At 67.2% G+C, this 17,679-nt stretch carries 16 protein-coding genes and 1 other RNA gene; 9 read left to right on the top strand and 8 right to left on the bottom strand.

Going from position 1 to position 17,679, the window contains the following annotated elements; genetic code table 11:
- Window position 1: 1 nt before the first annotated feature.
- From BT264_RS11880 to trxA, 8 genes are all read right to left on the bottom strand, one after another.
- Window positions 2-1,357 carry an MATE family efflux transporter gene (locus tag BT264_RS11880; RefSeq protein WP_072437219.1) on the bottom strand — a complete coding sequence of 452 codons (1,356 nt, stop codon included), beginning with the start codon at window positions 1,355-1,357 and terminating at the stop codon, window positions 2-4.
- Window positions 1,358-1,359: 2 nt separating this feature from the next.
- Window positions 1,360-3,192 carry an ArnT family glycosyltransferase gene (locus BT264_RS11875; protein WP_110281333.1) on the bottom strand — a complete coding sequence of 611 codons (1,833 nt, stop codon included), beginning with the start codon at window positions 3,190-3,192 and terminating at the stop codon, window positions 1,360-1,362.
- A gap of 145 nt (window positions 3,193-3,337) precedes the next feature.
- Window positions 3,338-3,598, bottom strand: a complete 261-nt coding sequence (locus BT264_RS11870) for a type B 50S ribosomal protein L31 (RefSeq protein ID WP_006753671.1) — start codon at window positions 3,596-3,598, stop codon at window positions 3,338-3,340.
- 157 nt (window positions 3,599-3,755) lie between these two features.
- Entirely contained in the window at window positions 3,756-4,589 is an 834-nt protein-coding gene (locus BT264_RS11865; protein ID WP_072437221.1) for a M90 family metallopeptidase, read from the bottom strand.
- A gap of 38 nt (window positions 4,590-4,627) precedes the next feature.
- Window positions 4,628-6,184: an MFS transporter gene (locus tag BT264_RS11860; protein WP_072437222.1), complete on the bottom strand. Its 1,557-nt coding sequence runs from the start codon at window positions 6,182-6,184 to the stop codon at window positions 4,628-4,630.
- Complete coding sequence (locus BT264_RS11855; RefSeq protein ID WP_072437223.1) at window positions 6,181-6,681, bottom strand: MerR family transcriptional regulator; 501 nt, start codon at window positions 6,679-6,681, stop codon at window positions 6,181-6,183. The genes BT264_RS11860 and BT264_RS11855 overlap by 4 nt, the downstream gene beginning before the upstream one ends.
- Before the next feature lie 126 nt (window positions 6,682-6,807).
- Entirely contained in the window at window positions 6,808-8,070 is a 1,263-nt protein-coding gene (gene rho / locus BT264_RS11850) for a transcription termination factor Rho (RefSeq protein ID WP_006753675.1), read from the bottom strand.
- Window positions 8,071-8,264: 194 nt separating this feature from the next.
- Complete coding sequence (gene trxA, locus BT264_RS11845) at window positions 8,265-8,591, bottom strand: thioredoxin TrxA (protein ID WP_006402348.1); 327 nt, start codon at window positions 8,589-8,591, stop codon at window positions 8,265-8,267.
- A gap of 392 nt (window positions 8,592-8,983) precedes the next feature.
- On the opposite strand from trxA, the gene ffs reads away from it, so the two are divergent.
- The 9 genes from ffs (at window position 8,984) to rpoS (ending at window position 17,679) form a co-directional block, all read left to right on the top strand.
- Window positions 8,984-9,082: signal recognition particle sRNA small type (gene ffs / locus BT264_RS11840), an RNA gene on the top strand.
- A gap of 127 nt (window positions 9,083-9,209) precedes the next feature.
- Complete coding sequence (locus BT264_RS11835; protein WP_072437224.1) at window positions 9,210-11,567, top strand: DNA polymerase III subunit gamma/tau; 2,358 nt, start codon at window positions 9,210-9,212, stop codon at window positions 11,565-11,567.
- Between the two features lie 98 nt (window positions 11,568-11,665).
- Window positions 11,666-11,992, top strand: coding sequence for a YbaB/EbfC family nucleoid-associated protein (locus BT264_RS11830; RefSeq protein WP_006482124.1), 327 nt, complete (start codon window positions 11,666-11,668; stop codon window positions 11,990-11,992).
- 31 nt (window positions 11,993-12,023) lie between these two features.
- Window positions 12,024-12,620, top strand: coding sequence for a recombination mediator RecR (gene recR, locus BT264_RS11825; RefSeq protein ID WP_034181272.1), 597 nt, complete (start codon window positions 12,024-12,026; stop codon window positions 12,618-12,620).
- Window positions 12,621-12,668: 48 nt separating this feature from the next.
- Window positions 12,669-13,874, top strand: coding sequence for a CaiB/BaiF CoA transferase family protein (locus BT264_RS11820; protein WP_072437225.1), 1,206 nt, complete (start codon window positions 12,669-12,671; stop codon window positions 13,872-13,874).
- 106 nt (window positions 13,875-13,980) lie between these two features.
- Window positions 13,981-14,742 carry a 5'/3'-nucleotidase SurE gene (surE, locus tag BT264_RS11815; protein ID WP_072437226.1) on the top strand — a complete coding sequence of 254 codons (762 nt, stop codon included), beginning with the start codon at window positions 13,981-13,983 and terminating at the stop codon, window positions 14,740-14,742.
- A complete protein-coding gene (locus BT264_RS11810) occupies window positions 14,739-15,671 on the top strand; it encodes a protein-L-isoaspartate(D-aspartate) O-methyltransferase (protein WP_072437262.1) in 933 nt (310 codons plus the stop codon). Before surE ends, BT264_RS11810 begins: the two co-directional genes overlap by 4 nt.
- Before the next feature lie 5 nt (window positions 15,672-15,676).
- Window positions 15,677-16,579, top strand: coding sequence for a peptidoglycan DD-metalloendopeptidase family protein (locus tag BT264_RS11805; RefSeq protein ID WP_072437227.1), 903 nt, complete (start codon window positions 15,677-15,679; stop codon window positions 16,577-16,579).
- 11 nt (window positions 16,580-16,590) lie between these two features.
- Window positions 16,591-17,679 (top strand): RNA polymerase sigma factor RpoS, encoded by a 1,089-nt coding sequence (gene rpoS, locus BT264_RS11800; protein WP_034181276.1) that lies wholly within the window; start codon window positions 16,591-16,593, stop codon window positions 17,677-17,679.

The following is a 17,679-nucleotide window of genomic DNA, read 5'->3' as shown; positions in this document are numbered from 1 at the left end:
GTCAGGCCTGGGCCGATACGTGTGCGCGGCTTACGTGGCGCAGGTAGAACACGAGCCCGGCGCCCGCGAGCATCAGGCTGACCGTGTTCGCGAACCAGAAGCCGCGCGCGCCGGTCAGCCATGCGGGCGCGATGCCGCCCACATCGAAGCCGAGCACGTAGCCGCCGCTGAGCCCGACGCCCCACAGCGCGACCGCATAGATCACGGTCGGCACGATCGCGACCTTGTACGCGCGCAGCACGAACGCCGACGTGACCTGCAGCGCATCGAACACGTGGTAGCACGCGACGATCGCGACGAGCGGCATCGCGGCCGCGGCGACGGCCGGGTTCGGCGTATAGCCGCCGACGATCAGCGGGCGCAGCGTAAAGACGAGCAAGCCGTATGTCGCGGCAACGCCGCACGCGAAAATCACGCTGTGCCGGCCGAGCAGCCGTGCTTCTTCGGGGCGTCCGGCGCCGAGCGCACGAGCGACCAGCGTCGAGGCCGCCACGCCGATCGACAGCGGCGTCATGTACAGCACCGCGCCGATGTTGCCGGCGATCTGGTGGCCGGCGAGCGTCGTCGTGCCGAACTGCGCGATGAACAGCGCCATGCACGTGTACGACGTGACCTCGATCAGGTATGACAGGCCCATCGGCACGCCGAGTTTCAGGATCGCCTTCTGGCGCTCCCAGACGGGCCAGCAGAAGCGCGAGAAGATCGCGAGCGGCGCGAACACGTCGAGCTTCGCGAGCAGCGTATAGCCGATCAGCGCGAGCGCCCAGTTGATCAGCGTGCTGGCAAGCCCGCAGCCGGGGCCGCCGAGGGCCGGCACGCCGAACCCGCCGAAGATGAACCACACGTTGAGCGGAAACTTGAGCAGCAACGCACCGATCTGCAGGATCATCGCAAGCCGCGGCTTGCCGGCCGCGTTGGTCAGCGCGTTGTAGATGCGGAAGACGAGGCTGGCGGGCAGCCCGTACGACAGGATGCGCAGGTAGTCGACGGTGCGCTCGTGCAGCACGGCGGGCGCGTGCGCGACGCGCAGCAGCGGCTCGGGAAAATGCAGCAGCAGGAAGCCGGGCACCGCGAGCAGCAGCGCGAGCCACAGTGCCTGGCGGACTTCCTCGCCGATCTCGGCATAGCGCCGCGCGCCGTACAGTTGCCCGGTGATCGGCTGCAGCGCGGACAGGATGCCCGTCAGGCCGATGTAGATCGACACATAGATCGACGAGCCGAGCCCGAGCGCGGCGAGATCGGTGGCCGAGTAGCGGCCGACCATCGCGGTGTCGATCACGCCGAACGCGATGATCGCGAGCTGGCCGACCAGCACCGGCCACGCGAGACCGACGATCCGGCGGATGTCGCCGAACATCGTCAATCGGCTGCCCGGCGGCGCGGCGGGCGCCGCTTGACGGGCGTCTTCGGCCGTTCGATGCGCTCGTACAGGCGGAAGCGTTCATCGCGGTCGGCGACGCGGCGGCCTTCCCACACGAGACGCCACACATATTGCGACATCGCGCTCGGCTCGCCGAAGTCGGAACGGTCCTGGCGCAGGATCACGTCGCAGTCGCCGGAGAAATCGAAGTGCATGTTGCCGAAGTACGCGAAGGTCGCGATTTGCGCATCGCCAAGCCGCACCGGCGAGATGCACTCGTAGTCGGACGGCAGGTGCAGCGCGATCTGTTGCGCGACATCGCGATAGGTCCGGCCGTAGTTGACGATCGGCAGCCACAGCGTCATCAGCAGCACCCACATGAGCGTGGTGCCGGCGCCCGACAGCACGACGCTGCGCCACAGCACCTTCGGCTGCCGCGAGACGCGCCAGCGCACGAGCACGCACCAGCACACGGTGACGATCACCGCGCAGATGAACGACAGGATCTTGAAATGCGGTTCGTAGCCCGGCACGAGGCGCGCGAGGTTGCGCGCGAGCGGATGCGGGAAACCCGTAAGCGACGCGAGCCATACGAGCCATACGAAGGTGCCGAGGATCGTGAAGCTCAGTACCGCGAACCAGTCGAACGCGTTGATCGCACCGCGCTTGAGGGTCGGCAGCGCGAACGTCGCGAGCACCGCGAGCGGCGGCAGCAACAGCATGTACATGCGGTTCGATTGCTGGCTCTGCAGGATCACGAGCGCGACGAGCGGCACGGCGACCGACAGCGGAATCGCGATGTGCGCGCGGCGGCGCATGCCGGCCCAGCTCCACCACGCCCAGATCGCGAGCGGCCATGCGGGCCACGTGAACAGCGGCAGGTTCTTCGCCGCATACGCGAGCACGGCGGTCGGCGGGCCCGAAAAGCGCATCAGGCTGCCGTGGATCCACTGGTTGAAGAACCACGCGGCGTCGTCGGGCGCCGCGACGAACGCGGCAAGCGGCCACAGCGCGAAGATCGCGGCCGCGAGCGGCACGCCGACCAGCGGCAGGCGCAGGTTGCGCATCTCGGGCGTGACGAGCCACAGCGCGGCGGTGCCGGCGAGCAGCGCGACGACCAGCACCGGGTTGCCGGACAGCGCGACGAGGCCGATCGCGAGGCCCCACCACAGCGCGCCCTGCATCGGCTTGTCGATGCCGCGCACGATCCCGTAGACGAGCATCGCGATCCACGCGAACTGCGCGACCTGCGGCGTTGTTTCGTGCCCGCGTTCCGCGAGGCCGAAGCACGCGACGAGGACCAGCAGCGCGCCGTCGGCGAGCGTGCGGCCGTAGTCGCGCGGCTCCGGCTCGCCGCCGAACGCGTACTTGAACGGCTGGACCTCGGCGCGCCGGCCGAGCAGGTAGGCCGCATACCAGACGAACGCGCACGCGACGCAGAACAGCACGCCCGTGTCGACGCGCGACGCGTTGCTTGCATCGACCCACGGGCCGAGGCCGCGGATCGACAGCGCGCCGAGCCAGTAGCCGAGCGGCCCGTCGGTCGTGATGAACTTGCCGACCAGGTTCGGCAGCAGCCAGTCGTGCCAGCCGCCCTTGGCCATCGTCCACATCACGCCGAAGCCCGCCGCGTCCTCGTTTTTCCACGGGTCGCGGCCGAACAGGCCGAACGCGGCGTAGACGAAGCAGAGCGTGAGCAGCAGCCAGCGCGGCAGCGCACGCGTGGCGGAGGCGGTGAGACGGACGACAGGCTTCATGCAGATGAGCGTTTTGTTATGGGCGGGCGGGCGGCGCGGGTGCGCACGGTCGAGCCGGTTTCGAGCATCCGGCATTGTAGACGCGCCGGCTGTTGCGCGTCAGGTCGTTGCCCGGGCGCCGGCCGGTGCTTTCCCGGCGAGCAGAGACAAAAAAGGGCAGCCTGGGCTGCCCTTTTTGTGCGATACCGGTGCGTTGCAACCACCGGATGCGGTGCGAAGCTTACTTCGCCTTGCCGCTGGCGCGTACGCCGAACTTGTTCTTGAACTTCTCGACACGGCCTGCCGTGTCCATGATCTTTTGCTGACCCGTGTAGAACGAGTGCGATTCCGACGACACTTCGATCTTGGCGAGCGGGTAGGTCTTGCCGTCGAGTTCGATGTTTTCGCGCGTCTGGATCGTCGAGCGCGTGATGAACTTGAAGCCGTTCGACATGTCTTGGAAGACGACTTCGCGGTAGTTCGGGTGGATGCCTTCTTTCATGGTCTTTCCTTGGTGAGAGCGGTAGCCAACCCGCCGCTTGCCGTGCCGGAGCGCGCACATTGCGCATACCGGACGACGCCAAGCCCGGCGCGAGCCACTTGCCTAAGGTCGAAAAACGGCGATTATGCCAGAAAATCAGATGGTTGACGAATAATTTTCACGGTGCGTCGAGCGCGCCGGTGCCCGCCGGATCCTGACGGTAATAGCAGGCGAGCAGCCGGTACAGCTCCGGAAATTCGGACTCGAACGCTTTCGGCCGCACGAACAGCGCTTCGCTGCACACCGCGAAGAATTCCGACGGGTGGTCGGCCGCATACGGATCGATCGGCGATTCCCGCTCGAAGCGCGCCCACGCGCGGTCCGGCACCGCGTCGACGCGTGCGCAGAACTGGTCGTACGCATGCTCGAACACGTCGGCCCACGCCTGCGCGTCGAGGTGCGGCGCGTGCCAGCGGCGAAAAAGGGGCGGATAGCCGTCGGCCGCGCCGTTGACCATGTCGATCTTGTGCGCGAACTCGTGGATCACGACGTTGTACGCGTCATGGCCGTCCGTCATCTGCGCGTCTTCCCACGACAGGATCACGGGGCCGCCTTCCCATGCCTCGCCGCTCGCATCCTGCTCGACTTCGTGGACGACGCCGTCCTCGTCCTGCACGGTCTTGCGGATCACGAATTCGCCCGGATACACGACGACGCCGACCCAGCCGTCGTACAGCGACAGGTCGAGATTCAGCACCGGCAGGCAGGCTTGCGCGGCGATCGCGACGATCATCGCGTCCGTCAGTTCGAGCCCGTGCGCGGTCGAAAACGATTTCTTCGCGATGAACAGGCTCGTCAGCTCGCGCAGCCGGCCGAGCGCGTCGGGCGACAGCGTCGCGAGGAACGGCAGGCGCTCGACGGTGTCCTGCCACAGCGCGTCGGGAATCGGGTGGCTGCGCAGCGCGCGGTCGCGGCGGCGGTCGTCGAACCAGCGGGTGAGTTTCGAGAGCATGGAGGCTGCGGACGGAAATCCAAACCCTGTCTTTTAACTCAATCGATCTCTTTTTGCCATGCCGCGAAGAGGCCGCCGACGAGCGCGACGCCCGCCAGGAAGTAAAAGCCGTCGAGCGACGCGAGGAACGACGCCTGTTGCGCGACCATGCGGGCGATGGCGGCGATCGCGAGGCCGTGCGCTTCGTTCAGCGCGTGCCCGGCGGCCGCATAGCTGCGCGTCAGGGCGTCGACGGTCTGCTGGAACATCGGGTCGAACACGTTCGTACGCTCGACGAGCCGCGTCTGGTGCACGGCCACGCGATGCTGCTCGACGATGATCACCGACGACGTCGCGAACGAGATCGTCAGTTGCCGCACGATGTTCTTCAGCCGGTAGCCGTGCGTGTACTCGTCGATCGCGAAGATCCGGAACGTCAGGTTGGCCACCGGCAGCACGATGAAGAGCAGCAGCAGCCCGCGCAGCAGCAGCGGGACGGTCAGCGCGGCTTCGCCGACCTGCGGCGTCATCCGCGTCATCCACAGCGCGGCCGTGACGGCGATCGCGAACCCCGGCACGACGAACCACTTCTTGTGCGTGACGAATTTCGCGTAGCGCAGGTACGCGAACAGCGCGGTGGCCGAGATCAGCGACATCGTGCCGACCAGGCGCCCGGCGTTCTCGACCGGATAGCCGAGCCCGCCTTCGAGAAACCGCGATGTCAGGTAACTGAAACCCGTCGTCTCGTAGTAATAGAACATGTAGAGCAGCAGCCCGACCTGGAACGTCCTTTCGCGGAATGCATGCAGCCGCACGAGCGGCGTCGGGTGATGCCACTGGTGATACGCGAACCATGCGAGTGCGCCGATCCCCAGGATCGTCAGCAGGATCAGCGTCGGCGAGCCGCTGTAGAGCTGGTAATGCACCTGCTGCAGCACGATCTGCAGCGCACCTTGCGCGAGCGCGAACACGACATACGGCCAGAAGTGCCCGGAGCCGCGTTCGTCGTCGGGCGTCCTGCCCGAATCGGGCAGCGTGAGCAGCGCGAGGATCGCGAACGCGATGCCGGCGGGCGCCGTGCATGCGAACAGCGCGCGCCACGTCGAATGCGCGACGAGCAGCCCGCCGACGATCGGCGCGAGCGCGCTGCCGAGCAGGATCATGATCAGGAACGCGCGCGTCGCGGGCGGCCGTTCCCGCGGCTTGAAGCTGATCTGGATCAGGATCCGGCACGCGCCCATCATCGGGCCGATGAAGTAGCCCTGGAAACCTCGCGCGAACGCGAGTTCCAGCGACGTGTCGGCGAGCGCGGCCGCGATCGCTCCGAACGAGAACATCAGCATGCAGCCCGCGACGTAGCGGCGATGCCCGAGCCGATCGACCCACCATTGCTGCTGCAGGATGCCGAGCACGGCCGTGACCGCGTACGCGCTCGACGACCACACGAGTTCGTCGGGCGATGCGTTGATGCCGCCCGCGATGTAGCTCGCGAAGAACGAGAAGGCCGCATTGTCGAAGTAGTCGATGCCGGTGACGAGCGCGAGCGCCCACGGGAACAGGTCCGCGCGCAGGTTCGCGCGGCTCCATAGCGGCGAGCGGCCGGGCACCGCGTTCATTCGCGATCCTTGCGAGTGCGCCGCGTGCCGGCTTCGGCCCGCCGCTGCGCGATCAGCGCATCGGGGTTTTCGCCGGCGAGACGCCGCTCGACGTAGTCGATGTCATGCCGCAGTTCCTTGCGCAGCGCGACGGCTTCCTTCAGTTCGCGCTGGACGGCCGCGATCCGCCGGTCGAGCGTGTCGATCTGCTCGGCGAGGCCGGTGCGGATGTCGCGCAGCGACGCGTCCGAGTAGCGGCGCCGGCCGTCGCCCGTTTCCTCCAGCGGGCGCTTCAGCATTTCGGTGATGCCGTGCAGCGAGAAGCCGAGCGCGCGCAGCCGCAGGATGCGCGCGAAGCGTTCGAGATCGGCTTCGTCGTAGAGGCGGTAGCGGCCTTCGCTGCGCGACGGCGTGACGAGCCCGCGCTCTTCGTAATACTTCAGCGTGCGCGGCGTGACGCCGAGCCGCGATGCGGCGTCGCTCACGGTCAGCAGCGGGGTGGAGGCGTCGTTCGGCATCGGGGGGGATTCGGTCGGGGCGATGCCGCGATTATAGATCAACCTATACGTTCACGTTCAGGTTGGGGCAAAAAAACGGCCGCCGGGCAGGATGCGCGGGCGGCCGTTCGTTGCGGCGCGGGGCGATCAGCCGCCGCGACGCATCAGGTCGAAGAACTCGGAGTTGCTCTTCGTCTGGCGAATCTTGTCGAGCAGGAATTCCATTGCCTCGACTTCGTCCATGTCGTGGATGAACTTGCGCAGCACCCAGATCTTTTGAAGGATCTCGGGCTTGATCAGCATTTCCTCGCGACGCGTGCCCGACTTGTTCAGGTTGATCGACGGATAGACGCGCTTTTCCGCGAGGCGGCGCTCGAGGTGCACTTCCATGTTGCCGGTGCCCTTGAACTCTTCGTAGATCACGTCGTCCATGCGGCTGCCGGTTTCGATCAGCGCGGTGCCGATGATCGTCAGCGAGCCGCCTTCCTCGATGTTGCGCGCCGCGCCGAAGAAGCGCTTCGGACGCTGCAGTGCGTTCGCGTCGACACCGCCCGTCAGCACCTTGCCCGATGCCGGGATCACGGTGTTGTATGCGCGTGCGAGACGCGTGATCGAGTCGAGCAGAATCACGACGTCGTGCTTCATTTCGACGAGGCGCTTGGCCTTCTCGATCACCATTTCGGCGACCTGCACGTGGCGCGTGGCCGGTTCGTCGAACGTCGACGCGATGACTTCGCCGGCGACCGAGCGCTGCATTTCGGTCACTTCTTCGGGGCGCTCGTCGATCAGCAGCACGAACAGGACGACGTCCGGGTGGTTCTGCTTGATCGCGTGTGCGATGTGCTGGAGCATCACGGTCTTGCCCGACTTCGGCGACGCGACCAGCAGGCCGCGCTGGCCCTTGCCGATCGGCGCGATCATGTCGATGATGCGGCCCGTGACGTTCTCTTCGCCGCGCATCTCGCGTTCGAGCGCCAGCGGCTTGTTCGGGTGCAGCGGCGTGAGGTTCTCGAACATGATCTTGTGTTTCGAGGCCTCGGGCGGCTGCCCGTTGACTTTGTCGACCTTCACCAGCGCGAAGTAGCGCTCGCCGTCCTTCGGCGTGCGGACTTCACCTTCGATGGTGTCGCCGGTGTGCAGGTTGAAGCGGCGGATCTGCGACGGGCTGATATAGATGTCGTCGGTGCTCGCGAGGTACGACATTTCCGGCGAGCGCAGGAAGCCGAAGCCGTCCGGCAGCACTTCGAGCGTACCGTCGCCGAAGATCGTCTCTCCCGTCTTGGCGCGCTTTTTAAGAATGGCGAACATCAACTCCTGCTTGCGCAGGCGGTTCGCGTTTTCGATCTCGAGGCCATTGGCCATTTCGATCAGTTCGGACACGTGCAGAGACTTGAGCTCGGATAAATGCATACGGAGAACCCGCCAGGGAGGAGAAGCGACGAAAGAAATAAGGGAGGAGGGCGAGCGGAAGCGCTCAGAGACTTAAATGCGTCTTGTAGACGTTTTTTAATTCTAGCATAGGCCGATTCGCGCTTGAGCGGCCGATCGGCGGCTTGACGACGGACGTGTTGCCGGTTGACAACACGTCCGCGGAACTGCCGGTATTACAGGTGGCTGTCCAGGAATGCGGTGAGCTGCGACTTCGACAGCGCGCCGACCTTCTGCGCGGCGGCCGCGCCGTTCTTGAACAGGATCAGCGTCGGGATGCCGCGCACGCCGAACTTCGCGGGCGTGGCCTGGTTGTCGTCGACGTTGATCTTCGCGATTTGCAGCTTGTCGCCGTAGTCCTTTGCGACTTCGTCGAGGATCGGGGCGATCATTTTGCACGGGCCGCACCATTCGGCCCAGAAATCGACGAGCACGGGCTTGTCGGACTTGACGACGTCCTGTTCGAACGATGCGTCGCTGATGTGTTTGATCTGTTCGCTCATTGGGTCAATACCTCTTACGGTTCGGGGACTGCCTGCTTGCGCGTTGCGGCGTACCGGCCGCCGTAGGCTGCCGGCCGCCGCGGCAGGTCACTCCGCTCCCCGGAAGAAAGAGGGGCGTAAGCGCTGCATGCCGCGGCTCGCGGGTCGTTCGGGCGTCATATTAGCCTAAATTGCTATCTGCTGCGGGCGGCGATAGTAGCCGCTACGCGAGTAGGGGTACGACGCGACGTTCGACCGTTGTGCCCCGCAGGTGGAGGCCGGCTCGCGAATTACAAGGGGGTAGCATATATGTAGCGATTTGGGGCACTGAACACGCGTCGGCTGGCAGGGTTGTTCGCATTGGTGCGAACAAACGGTCGCATTCGTCCGGAAGCGGTGATAGAATATGCCGTGACGGGCCTCCTCGCATGGTGGGGCGGTGAACCTGGTCAGGTCGGGAACGAAGCAGCCACAATCGTTTTCCGCCAGTGCCGAGGGTCGGGCTCGTCACCTTCCTTCTCGCCCCGTTCGCAGGGCGTTTTTTATTTCCGCGTCACACTCCGTTTTACCTGCACTTTGCCCGTCTTTCGCACCGTTTCGCGTGTCGGCGCAACGCAGCGTTACTGATACAATTTCCCGATGACCTATCAAGTTCTCGCACGCAAGTGGCGTCCGAAGGATTTCGCTTCGCTCGTCGGCCAGGAGCACGTCGTCAGGGCGCTCACGCACGCGCTCGACGGCGGGCGTCTCCATCACGCCTATCTGTTTACCGGAACCCGCGGTGTCGGCAAGACGACGCTGTCGCGGATCTTCGCGAAGGCACTCAACTGTGAAACCGGCGTCACGTCGCAGCCGTGCGGCGTGTGCCGTGCCTGTCGCGAGATCGACGAGGGGCGTTTCGTCGATTACGTGGAGATGGATGCCGCGAGCAACCGCGGCGTCGACGAAATGGCCGCGCTGCTCGAGCGCGCGGTGTACGCGCCCGTCGATGCGCGCTTCAAGGTCTACATGATCGACGAAGTGCACATGCTGACGAACCACGCGTTCAACGCGATGCTGAAGACGCTCGAAGAGCCGCCGCCGCACGTCAAGTTCATCCTCGCGACGACCGATCCGCAGAAAATTCCCGTCACCGTGCTGTCGCGCTGCCTTCAGTTCAACCTGAAGCAGATGCCGGCCGGGCACATCGTGTCGCATCTCGAACGGATCCTCGGCGAAGAGCAGATCACGTTCGAGCCGCAGGCGCTGCGCCTGCTCGCGCGTGCCGCGCAGGGCAGCATGCGCGACGCGCTGTCGCTCACCGACCAGGCGATCGCCTATTCGGCGAACGAGGTGACCGAGTCGGCCGTGTCGGGCATGCTCGGCGCGCTCGACCAGACTTACATGGTGCGCCTGCTCGACGCGCTCGCGGCCGGCGGCGGCCCGGAAATCCTCGCGATTGCCGACGAGATGTCGCTGCGCAGCCTGTCGTTCTCGACCGCGCTGCAGGATCTCGCGAGCCTGCTGCACCGGATCGCATGGGCGCAGTTCGCGCCGGGCTCGGTGCTCGACGAATGGCCGGAAGCGGCCGACCTGCGCCGCTTCGCGGAGACGCTGAGCCCCGAGCAGGTGCAGTTGTTCTATCAGATCGCGACGGTCGGCCGCGCGGAGCTCGGCCTCGCGCCGGACGAGTATGCCGGTTTCACGATGACGCTGCTGCGGATGCTCGCGTTCGAGCCGGCCGTTGCCGCCGGCAGTGCGCCGGGCGGCCAGCCGTCCGTGCCGCGTGCAGTGCCGGGCCCGCGCGCTGCCGCGGCTTCGGCCGCTGCGGCGAAGCCGGTATTGGCTGCCGCCGCCGACGCAGTGCGTCCGCAGGCTGCCGCACCGGCTGCCCCCGTTGCGCCGGTTGTGCGTTCAGCGCCGGCGCAGTCCGGCGCCGAAGCGAGCCGGCCGGCCGTGAAGCCGGCTGCAGCCCAGGCATCCGCGCCGGCTCCGGTTGATGCGCAAGTTGTCGAGGCGCCGCAGCCGGAAGCGAATGCGGCGCCGCAAGCGGCGCCGGCCGGCGATATGCCGCTACCGGCCCGCAAGGAACCCGAGCCGCCTGCCGCTGCTGCCGTTGCGCAACGAAACGACGAACCGGCTGCGCCGGCCGAACCGGTGCCGCGTGCTGCGCCGCCCGAGCCAGCCGCGCGTCCGGCATCGCGCGCAGGCGGTGCCGCCGCCGCGCTCGACGTGCTGCGCAACGCGGGGATGCGTGTGTCGTCCGACCGTGCGCGGGCAGGCACCGCACCGAAACCGGTCCAGCCGGCCGCCGAGAAGCCGGCCGCGCCGCGTCCTGCCGTGCAGGTGCCGACGCCGCGCGCTGCCGCCCGTGCGCCGCAGGCGGCCGATTCGCGCCAGGCTTCGCCGCCGTGGGAGGACATCCCGCCGGACGACTACGTGCCGCTCAGCGCCGACGAGATGTTCGGCGGGCCCGACGATGGCTTCGTCCCCGTGTTCGACAGCGGTCCCGACGATGTGCGCGTGGCGCCGCAGCCGGCGGAAGCGCGTCCGGCCGCACCGGTCGACACGCGTCCGTTGCCGCCCGCGATCGCGCTCGATCCGGTCGGTTTCGACGGCGAATGGCCGGCGCTGGCCGCGCGGCTGCCGCTCAAGGGCGTCGCATACCAGCTCGCGTTCAACAGCGAACTGACGGCTGTCGATGCGACCACGTTGAAACTTTCCGTGCCGGTGCCGCAGTACGCGGACGCCGCGCAGGTCGCGAAGCTGAAGGCCGCGCTGGCCGATGCGCTCGGCAAGCCGGTCGAAGTGGCGGTCGAGGTCGGGCCTGCACGACGCACGGCGGCGGCGCTCGACGCGGCCGCGCGCGCGGCTCGCCAGCGCGAGGCCGAGCAGGAGATTCATGGCGACCCGTTCGTCCAGCAGCTCGTGCGCGACTTCGGTGCGCGCATCGTCGAGGGCTCGGTGCGTCCGCTCGCCGATTCGGCGCCGGACGGCCCGCCGCCGACGCTGCATTGAACTGACCGCACCGCGACAGGCACAATCACGCCCGCACACATCGGCCGGCACGCTCGGCGTGCCGGTTTTCACACGATCAAGAAAGAAGGAGTATTCCCATGTTGAAAGGCAACCTCGCCGGACTGATGAAGCAAGCGCAGCAAATGCAGGAAAACATGAAGAAGATGCAGGAGCAGCTTGCGCTGATCGAAGTCGAAGGGCAGTCGGGGGCGGGCCTCGTCAAGGTGACGATGACGTGCCGCAACGAAGTGCGTCGCGTGTCGATCGACCCGAGCCTGCTCGCGGACGACAAGGACATGCTCGAGGATCTCGTCGCGGCTGCGTTCAACGACGCCGTGCGCAAGGCCGAAGCGACGTCGCAGGAAAAGATGAGCGGCATGACGTCGGGCCTGCCGCTGCCCCCGGGCTTCAAGCTGCCGTTCTGAACGCGGCGTCCTTGCCACTGTTTGCCGCCGTATGAAACAGCCGTCCGCCCTGTCCGCTCTCGTCGAAGCACTACGCGTGCTGCCCGGCGTCGGGCCGAAATCCGCGCAGCGCATGGCGGTCCACCTGATGCAGCACGATCGCGAGGGCGCGGAGCGGCTCGGCCGGTCGCTGCTGTTCGCGACCGAGCACCTGCAGCACTGCGAGAAGTGCAACACGTTCACCGAAGCACAGATCTGCGAGGTCTGCAGCGACGAAGAGCGTGATCCGACGCTGCTGTGCGTCGTCGAGACGCCTGCCGACCAGATCATGCTCGAGCAGACGATGACTTACCGCGGGCTGTATTTCGTGCTGATGGGGCGACTGAGCCCGCTCGACGGGATCGGTCCGAAGGAAATCCATTTCGACCGCCTCGTGCGGCGCGCGTCCGACGGAATCGTGAAGGAAGTCGTGCTCGCGACCAACTTCACGAACGAGGGCGAAGCCACCGCGCACTACCTTGGCCAGACGCTGAAAGCGCGCGGCCTCGCGGTCACGCGCCTCGCGCGCGGCGTGCCGGTGGGTGGCGAGCTCGAATACGTCGACGCGGGCACCATCGCCCGCGCGATGCTCGACCGCCGCACGATGTAAGCCGGGCGCCGCCTGCCGGCGGCGCCGTTCCTCATGCCAGGGAGACACATGAGCACCAGCCAGGGCCCGCTCGCGGGCGTCAAAGTGCTCGAATTCGGAACGCTGATCGCGGGGCCGTTCGCGTCGCGGCTGTTCGCCGAATTCGGCGCGGAAGTGATCAAGATCGAGGATCCGAACGGCGGCGACCCGCTGCGCAAGTGGCGCAAGCTTCATCCGGAGCAGGGCGGCACGTCGCTGTGGTGGTCCGTCCAGGCGCGCAACAAGAAATCGGTCACGCTCAACCTGAAATCCGATGCCGGCAAGGCGATCGCGCGGCAACTCGCGAGCGAGGCCGACATCGTGATCGAGAACTTCCGTCCGGGCCTGCTCGAAAAGCTCGGGCTCGGTTACGACGTGCTGTCGGCCGACAACCCGGGCCTCGTGATGGTGCGCCTGTCCGGCTACGGGCAGACGGGCCCGTACCGCGACCGGCCCGGCTTCGGCGCGATCGCCGAATCGATGGGCGGGCTGCGCCACATCACCGGCTATCCCGACCTGCCGCCGCCGCGCATCGGCATCTCGATCGGCGATTCGATCGCCGCGCTGCACGGCGTGATCGGCGCGCTGATGGCGCTCCATCACCGCAAGGTCAACGGCGGCGCGGGGCAGGTGGTCGACGTTGCACTGTATGAAGCCGTATTCAACATGATGGAAAGCGTGGTGCCCGAATACGGCGTGTACGGGATGGTGCGCGAGCGCACCGGCGCGTCGCTGCCGGGCATCGTTCCGTCTAATACCTATGCGTGCCGCGACGGCAGCATCGTGATCGGCGGCAACAGCGACCCGATCTTCAAGCGGCTGATGAAGGCGATCGAGCGCGACGACCTCGCCGACGATCCCGCGCTTGCGCGCAACGACGGGCGCGTGCCGCGCACGCAGGAAATCGACGACGCGATTGCCGAGTGGCTCGCGCCGCGCACGATCGACGATGCGCTCGTCGTGCTCAACGCGGCCGACGTGCCGGCCGGGCGCATCTACAGCGCCGCCGACATGTTCACCGATCCGCAGTTCGTCGCGCGGCAGATGATCCAGCGCTTCAAGCTCGCCGACGGCACCGACATTCCGCTCCCGAACATCACGCCGAAGCTGTCGGACACGCCGGGCGAAACGCGCTGGCTCGGGCCCGAGCTCGGCGAGCATACGGACGAGGTGCTGCGCGGCCTCGGCTACGACGCGCAGGCGATTGCCGCGCTGCGCGACGCGGGCGCGATCTGAGCGCGGAACGCCGCCGCTCGATGCGGCGGCGCACCGTGCGCAATCGCCCGTCCACGGCCGCCGGACTGTCGCTCTCGCGCCATCTTTCCTCGGTTACAATCGCCGGATGCGAATCCTACTCAGCAACGACGACGGCTATCTCGCCCCCGGTCTCGCCGCGCTCAGCGAAGCGCTGCAGCCGCTGGCCGAACTCACGGTGATCGCGCCCGAGCAGAACTGCAGCGGCGCATCGAATTCCCTCACGTTGTGGCGGCCGCTGTCGGTGCAGCGCGCGACGGGTACGGGTTTCTTCTACGTGAACGGCACGCCGACCGATTCGGTGCACGTCGCGTTGACGGGGATGGCCGACGCGAAGCCGGACCTTGTCGTGTCGGGGATCAACAACGGCCAGAACATGGGCGAAGACACGCTCTATTCGGGGACAGTTGCAGCGGCCACCGAAGGCATCATGTTCGGCGTTCCCGCCATCGCATTCTCGCTGGCCGACAAGGGCTGGACCCATCTGGCGGACGCCGCGCGTGTCGCCGCGGAAATCGTCGAGCACTTCCTCGCGAATCCGCTGCCGGGCCAGCCGCTGCTGAACGTCAATATTCCGAACCTGCCTTACGACGAACTGAAGGGCTGGAAGGTCACGCGCCTCGGCAAGCGTCATCCGTCGCAGCCGGTGATTCGCCAGACCGACCCGCGCGGCGAGCCGGTCTACTGGATCGGGGCGGCGGGCGCGGCGCTGGACGCGAGCGAGGGTACCGATTTCCACGCCGTCGCAAACGGTTTCGTGTCGATCACGCCGCTGCAGCTCGACCTCACGCATACGCAGATGCTGCCCGCGACGCGCGAATGGGCGCGCGCCGGAGGGCGGGCTTCATGAGCGGCGAGCGCGCGAAGCGGTTCCCGCTCGCGCTCGAAGATCTCAAGCGAGCGCCACGCAAATCGGAAGGTCGGGCCGGCGAACGCCATGCGGCGGTCGCGGTGCCGAAGGCCACCGACAAGCCCGCAGCCGTGCTGAAACCGGTTGCGGTAAAGCCGGCTGCCGGGCGGGCGCCGCTGTCCGGTTCCGCCGCCGCGAAGCCTGCGACCGCGCCGAAGCCGACCGCGTTGAAGCCTGCGCTGCCGAAGCCGGCCGCGCCGAGCGTCGCGCCGGCCGGCGCGTTCGCGCTCACGTCGGAACGTGTGCGCGAGCGGATGGTCGAACGGCTGCGCGCGAACGGCGTGACCGACGCGCGTGTGCTGGAAGCGATGGCCGCGGTGCCGCGCCACATGTTCGTGGATCCTGGGCTTGCGACGCAGGCCTATGAGGATTCGGCGTTGCCGATCGGCCATCAGCAAACAATTTCAAAGCCGTCGGTCGTCGCGCGCATGATCGAGCTCGCGATGGCCGGCCGCACGCTCGAGCGCGTCCTCGAGATCGGCACGGGCTGCGGCTATCAGGCCGCCGTGCTGAGCCACGTGGCACGCGACGTGTATTCGATTGAACGCATCAAGCCGCTCTACGAGCGCGCGAAGCTGAACCTGCGGCCGCTGCGCGTGCCGAACATCCGCCTGCACTACGGCGACGGGCGTGTCGGCCTGCCGTCCGCGGCCCCGTTCGACGCGATCGTGATCGCGGCGGCAGGGCTCGACGTGCCGCAGGCGCTGCTCGAGCAGCTTGCGATCGGCGGGCGGCTCGTCGCGCCGGTCGGCGCGCAGAGCGGGCAGCACCAGGTGCTCACGCTCGTCGAGCGCGTCGCGCACGCGCAATGGCGAGAGTCCCGGCTTGATCGCGTTTTCTTTGTCCCTTTAAAATCCGGAGTGATTTGAAACCGATGAGTATGTTGCGCGCGATGCAAAACAACCGATCCAGGGAACCGCTCACGTTCGCCCAGCGCGCGATCTGTGTGGCTGCGTTCTCCACGCTACTGGCCGCCTGTGCGACGCGGCTCGACAACGCGCCCGTCGTCGACCGCTCCGGGTCGCTCGGCACGACGGCCACCGCGCAACCCGCGGTGCCGCTCGGGCCACCGCCGCCGGGTTACTACCGGGTGAAGCCGGGCGACACGCTGTACCGGATCGCGCTCGAGAACGGGCAGAACTATCGCGACATCGCGTCGTGGAACAACCTGACGAACCCGAACCAGATCGAAGTCGACCAGTTGCTGCGCGTTGCGCCGCCGGGTGGCGCTGCGGTTGCGGGCGTACCGGCTGCGGGCGTACCGGCAGCCGCTCCGATCGCGGGCGCCGCCGTCGCGACTGCGCCGCTCAGCAGCGGTCCCGCGACGCCGGCCGCCGGCACGTCGTCCACGCTCGCAACGCCGCCGGCTGCGGCCACCGGGTCGAGCGACACGGCGGCGGCCCCGAGCGGCCCCGTGACGTTCGCGTGGCCGGCGCGCGGCCCGGTGCTGAACGGGTTCGACGACGCGAAGAACAAGGGGGTCAACATCGGCGGCACGGCCGGCGAGACCGTGAAGGCGGCGGCCGACGGCCGCGTCGTCTACTCGGGCAACGGCCTGCGTGGCTACGGCAACCTCATTATCATCAAACACGATGCAACTTACCTCACGGCGTATGCACACAATCGCGCTTTGATGGTAAAAGAGGGGGACGCGGTAACGAAGGGGCAGAAGATCGCCGAGATGGGTAACAGCGATGCCGACCGCGTGATGCTGCATTTCGAGGTTCGCCGGCAGGGTAAGCCTGTCGATCCGCTGAAGTATTTGCCGCCTCAATAACCGAGACGACCATGCCGAAATCGAAGCGCCACGAGCCGCAAGCCGAGTCTGAGAAGATCAGTCGTGCCACGCAAGCATCGGCGGGGCGAGCTGGCGCTTCGACGGACGATGACGACGACGTCGCGGAAAACGAACGAGATCTCGAGGCACGCGACGCCGAGGCGGACGGTGGCGACGACGAGCGCGAAGGCCGCGCGGAAGCCGCGCCCGACGTCGACGATTTCCGCACGCTGCTGCAGGCCGAGCTCACGGCCGACACGATCCAGCATTACCTGAACCGCATCAGCGTGAAGCCGCTGCTGACCGTCGAGGAAGAGCAGCGCTATTCCCGGCTCGCCAAGGCCGGCGAATTCGAGGCGCGGCAGGTGATGATCGAGCGCAACCTGCGTCTCGTCGTCAGCATCGCCAAGGGGTATCTGAACCGCGGCGTGCCGCTGCTCGACCTGATCGAGGAGGGCAACCTCGGCCTGATGCACGCGATCGAGAAATTCGACCCGACGCGCGGTTTCCGTTTCTCGACCTACGCGACCTGGTGGATCCGGCAGAGCATCGAGCGGGCGATCATGAACCAGGCCCGCACGGTGCGCCTGCCCGTGCACGTGATCCGCGAACTGAACCAGGTGCTGCGCGCGAAGCGCCACCTCGAAAAGAATTCGATGTCGACGGGCGAGGCGGCCGAGCGCCGTGAAGCCAGCATCGACGACATCGCCTATCTCACCGGCAAGACCGCCGAGGAAGTCACCGACATCCTCGCGCTCAACGAGCACACGGCGTCGCTCGACGCGCCGCTCGACCTTGATCCCGCGAGCAGCCTGCTCGACCTGCTGCCCGACGACCAGAGCCAGTCGCCCGACGCCGAGGTGCAGCACCGCGAGCTCGAGACGCTGACGCGCGCGTGGCTGTCGCGGCTGTCCGACAAGCATCGGCACGTGATCGAGCGCCGCTTCGGCCTGAACCACATCGAACCGGCGACGCTCGAAGAGCTCGCCGACGAGATGGGGCTCACGCGCGAGCGCGTGCGGCAGATCCAGCAGGAAGCGCTGGTGCGCCTCAAGCGGTTTTTCGCCTCCAACGGCGTGCGCAAGGACGCCGTTCTGTAA

This window comes from Burkholderia sp. NFPP32 (assembly GCF_900119325.1).
GTDB classification, from domain to species: domain Bacteria; phylum Pseudomonadota; class Gammaproteobacteria; order Burkholderiales; family Burkholderiaceae; genus Burkholderia; species Burkholderia pyrrocinia_C.
This window is presented reverse-complemented; position numbering and strand designations above follow the sequence as displayed.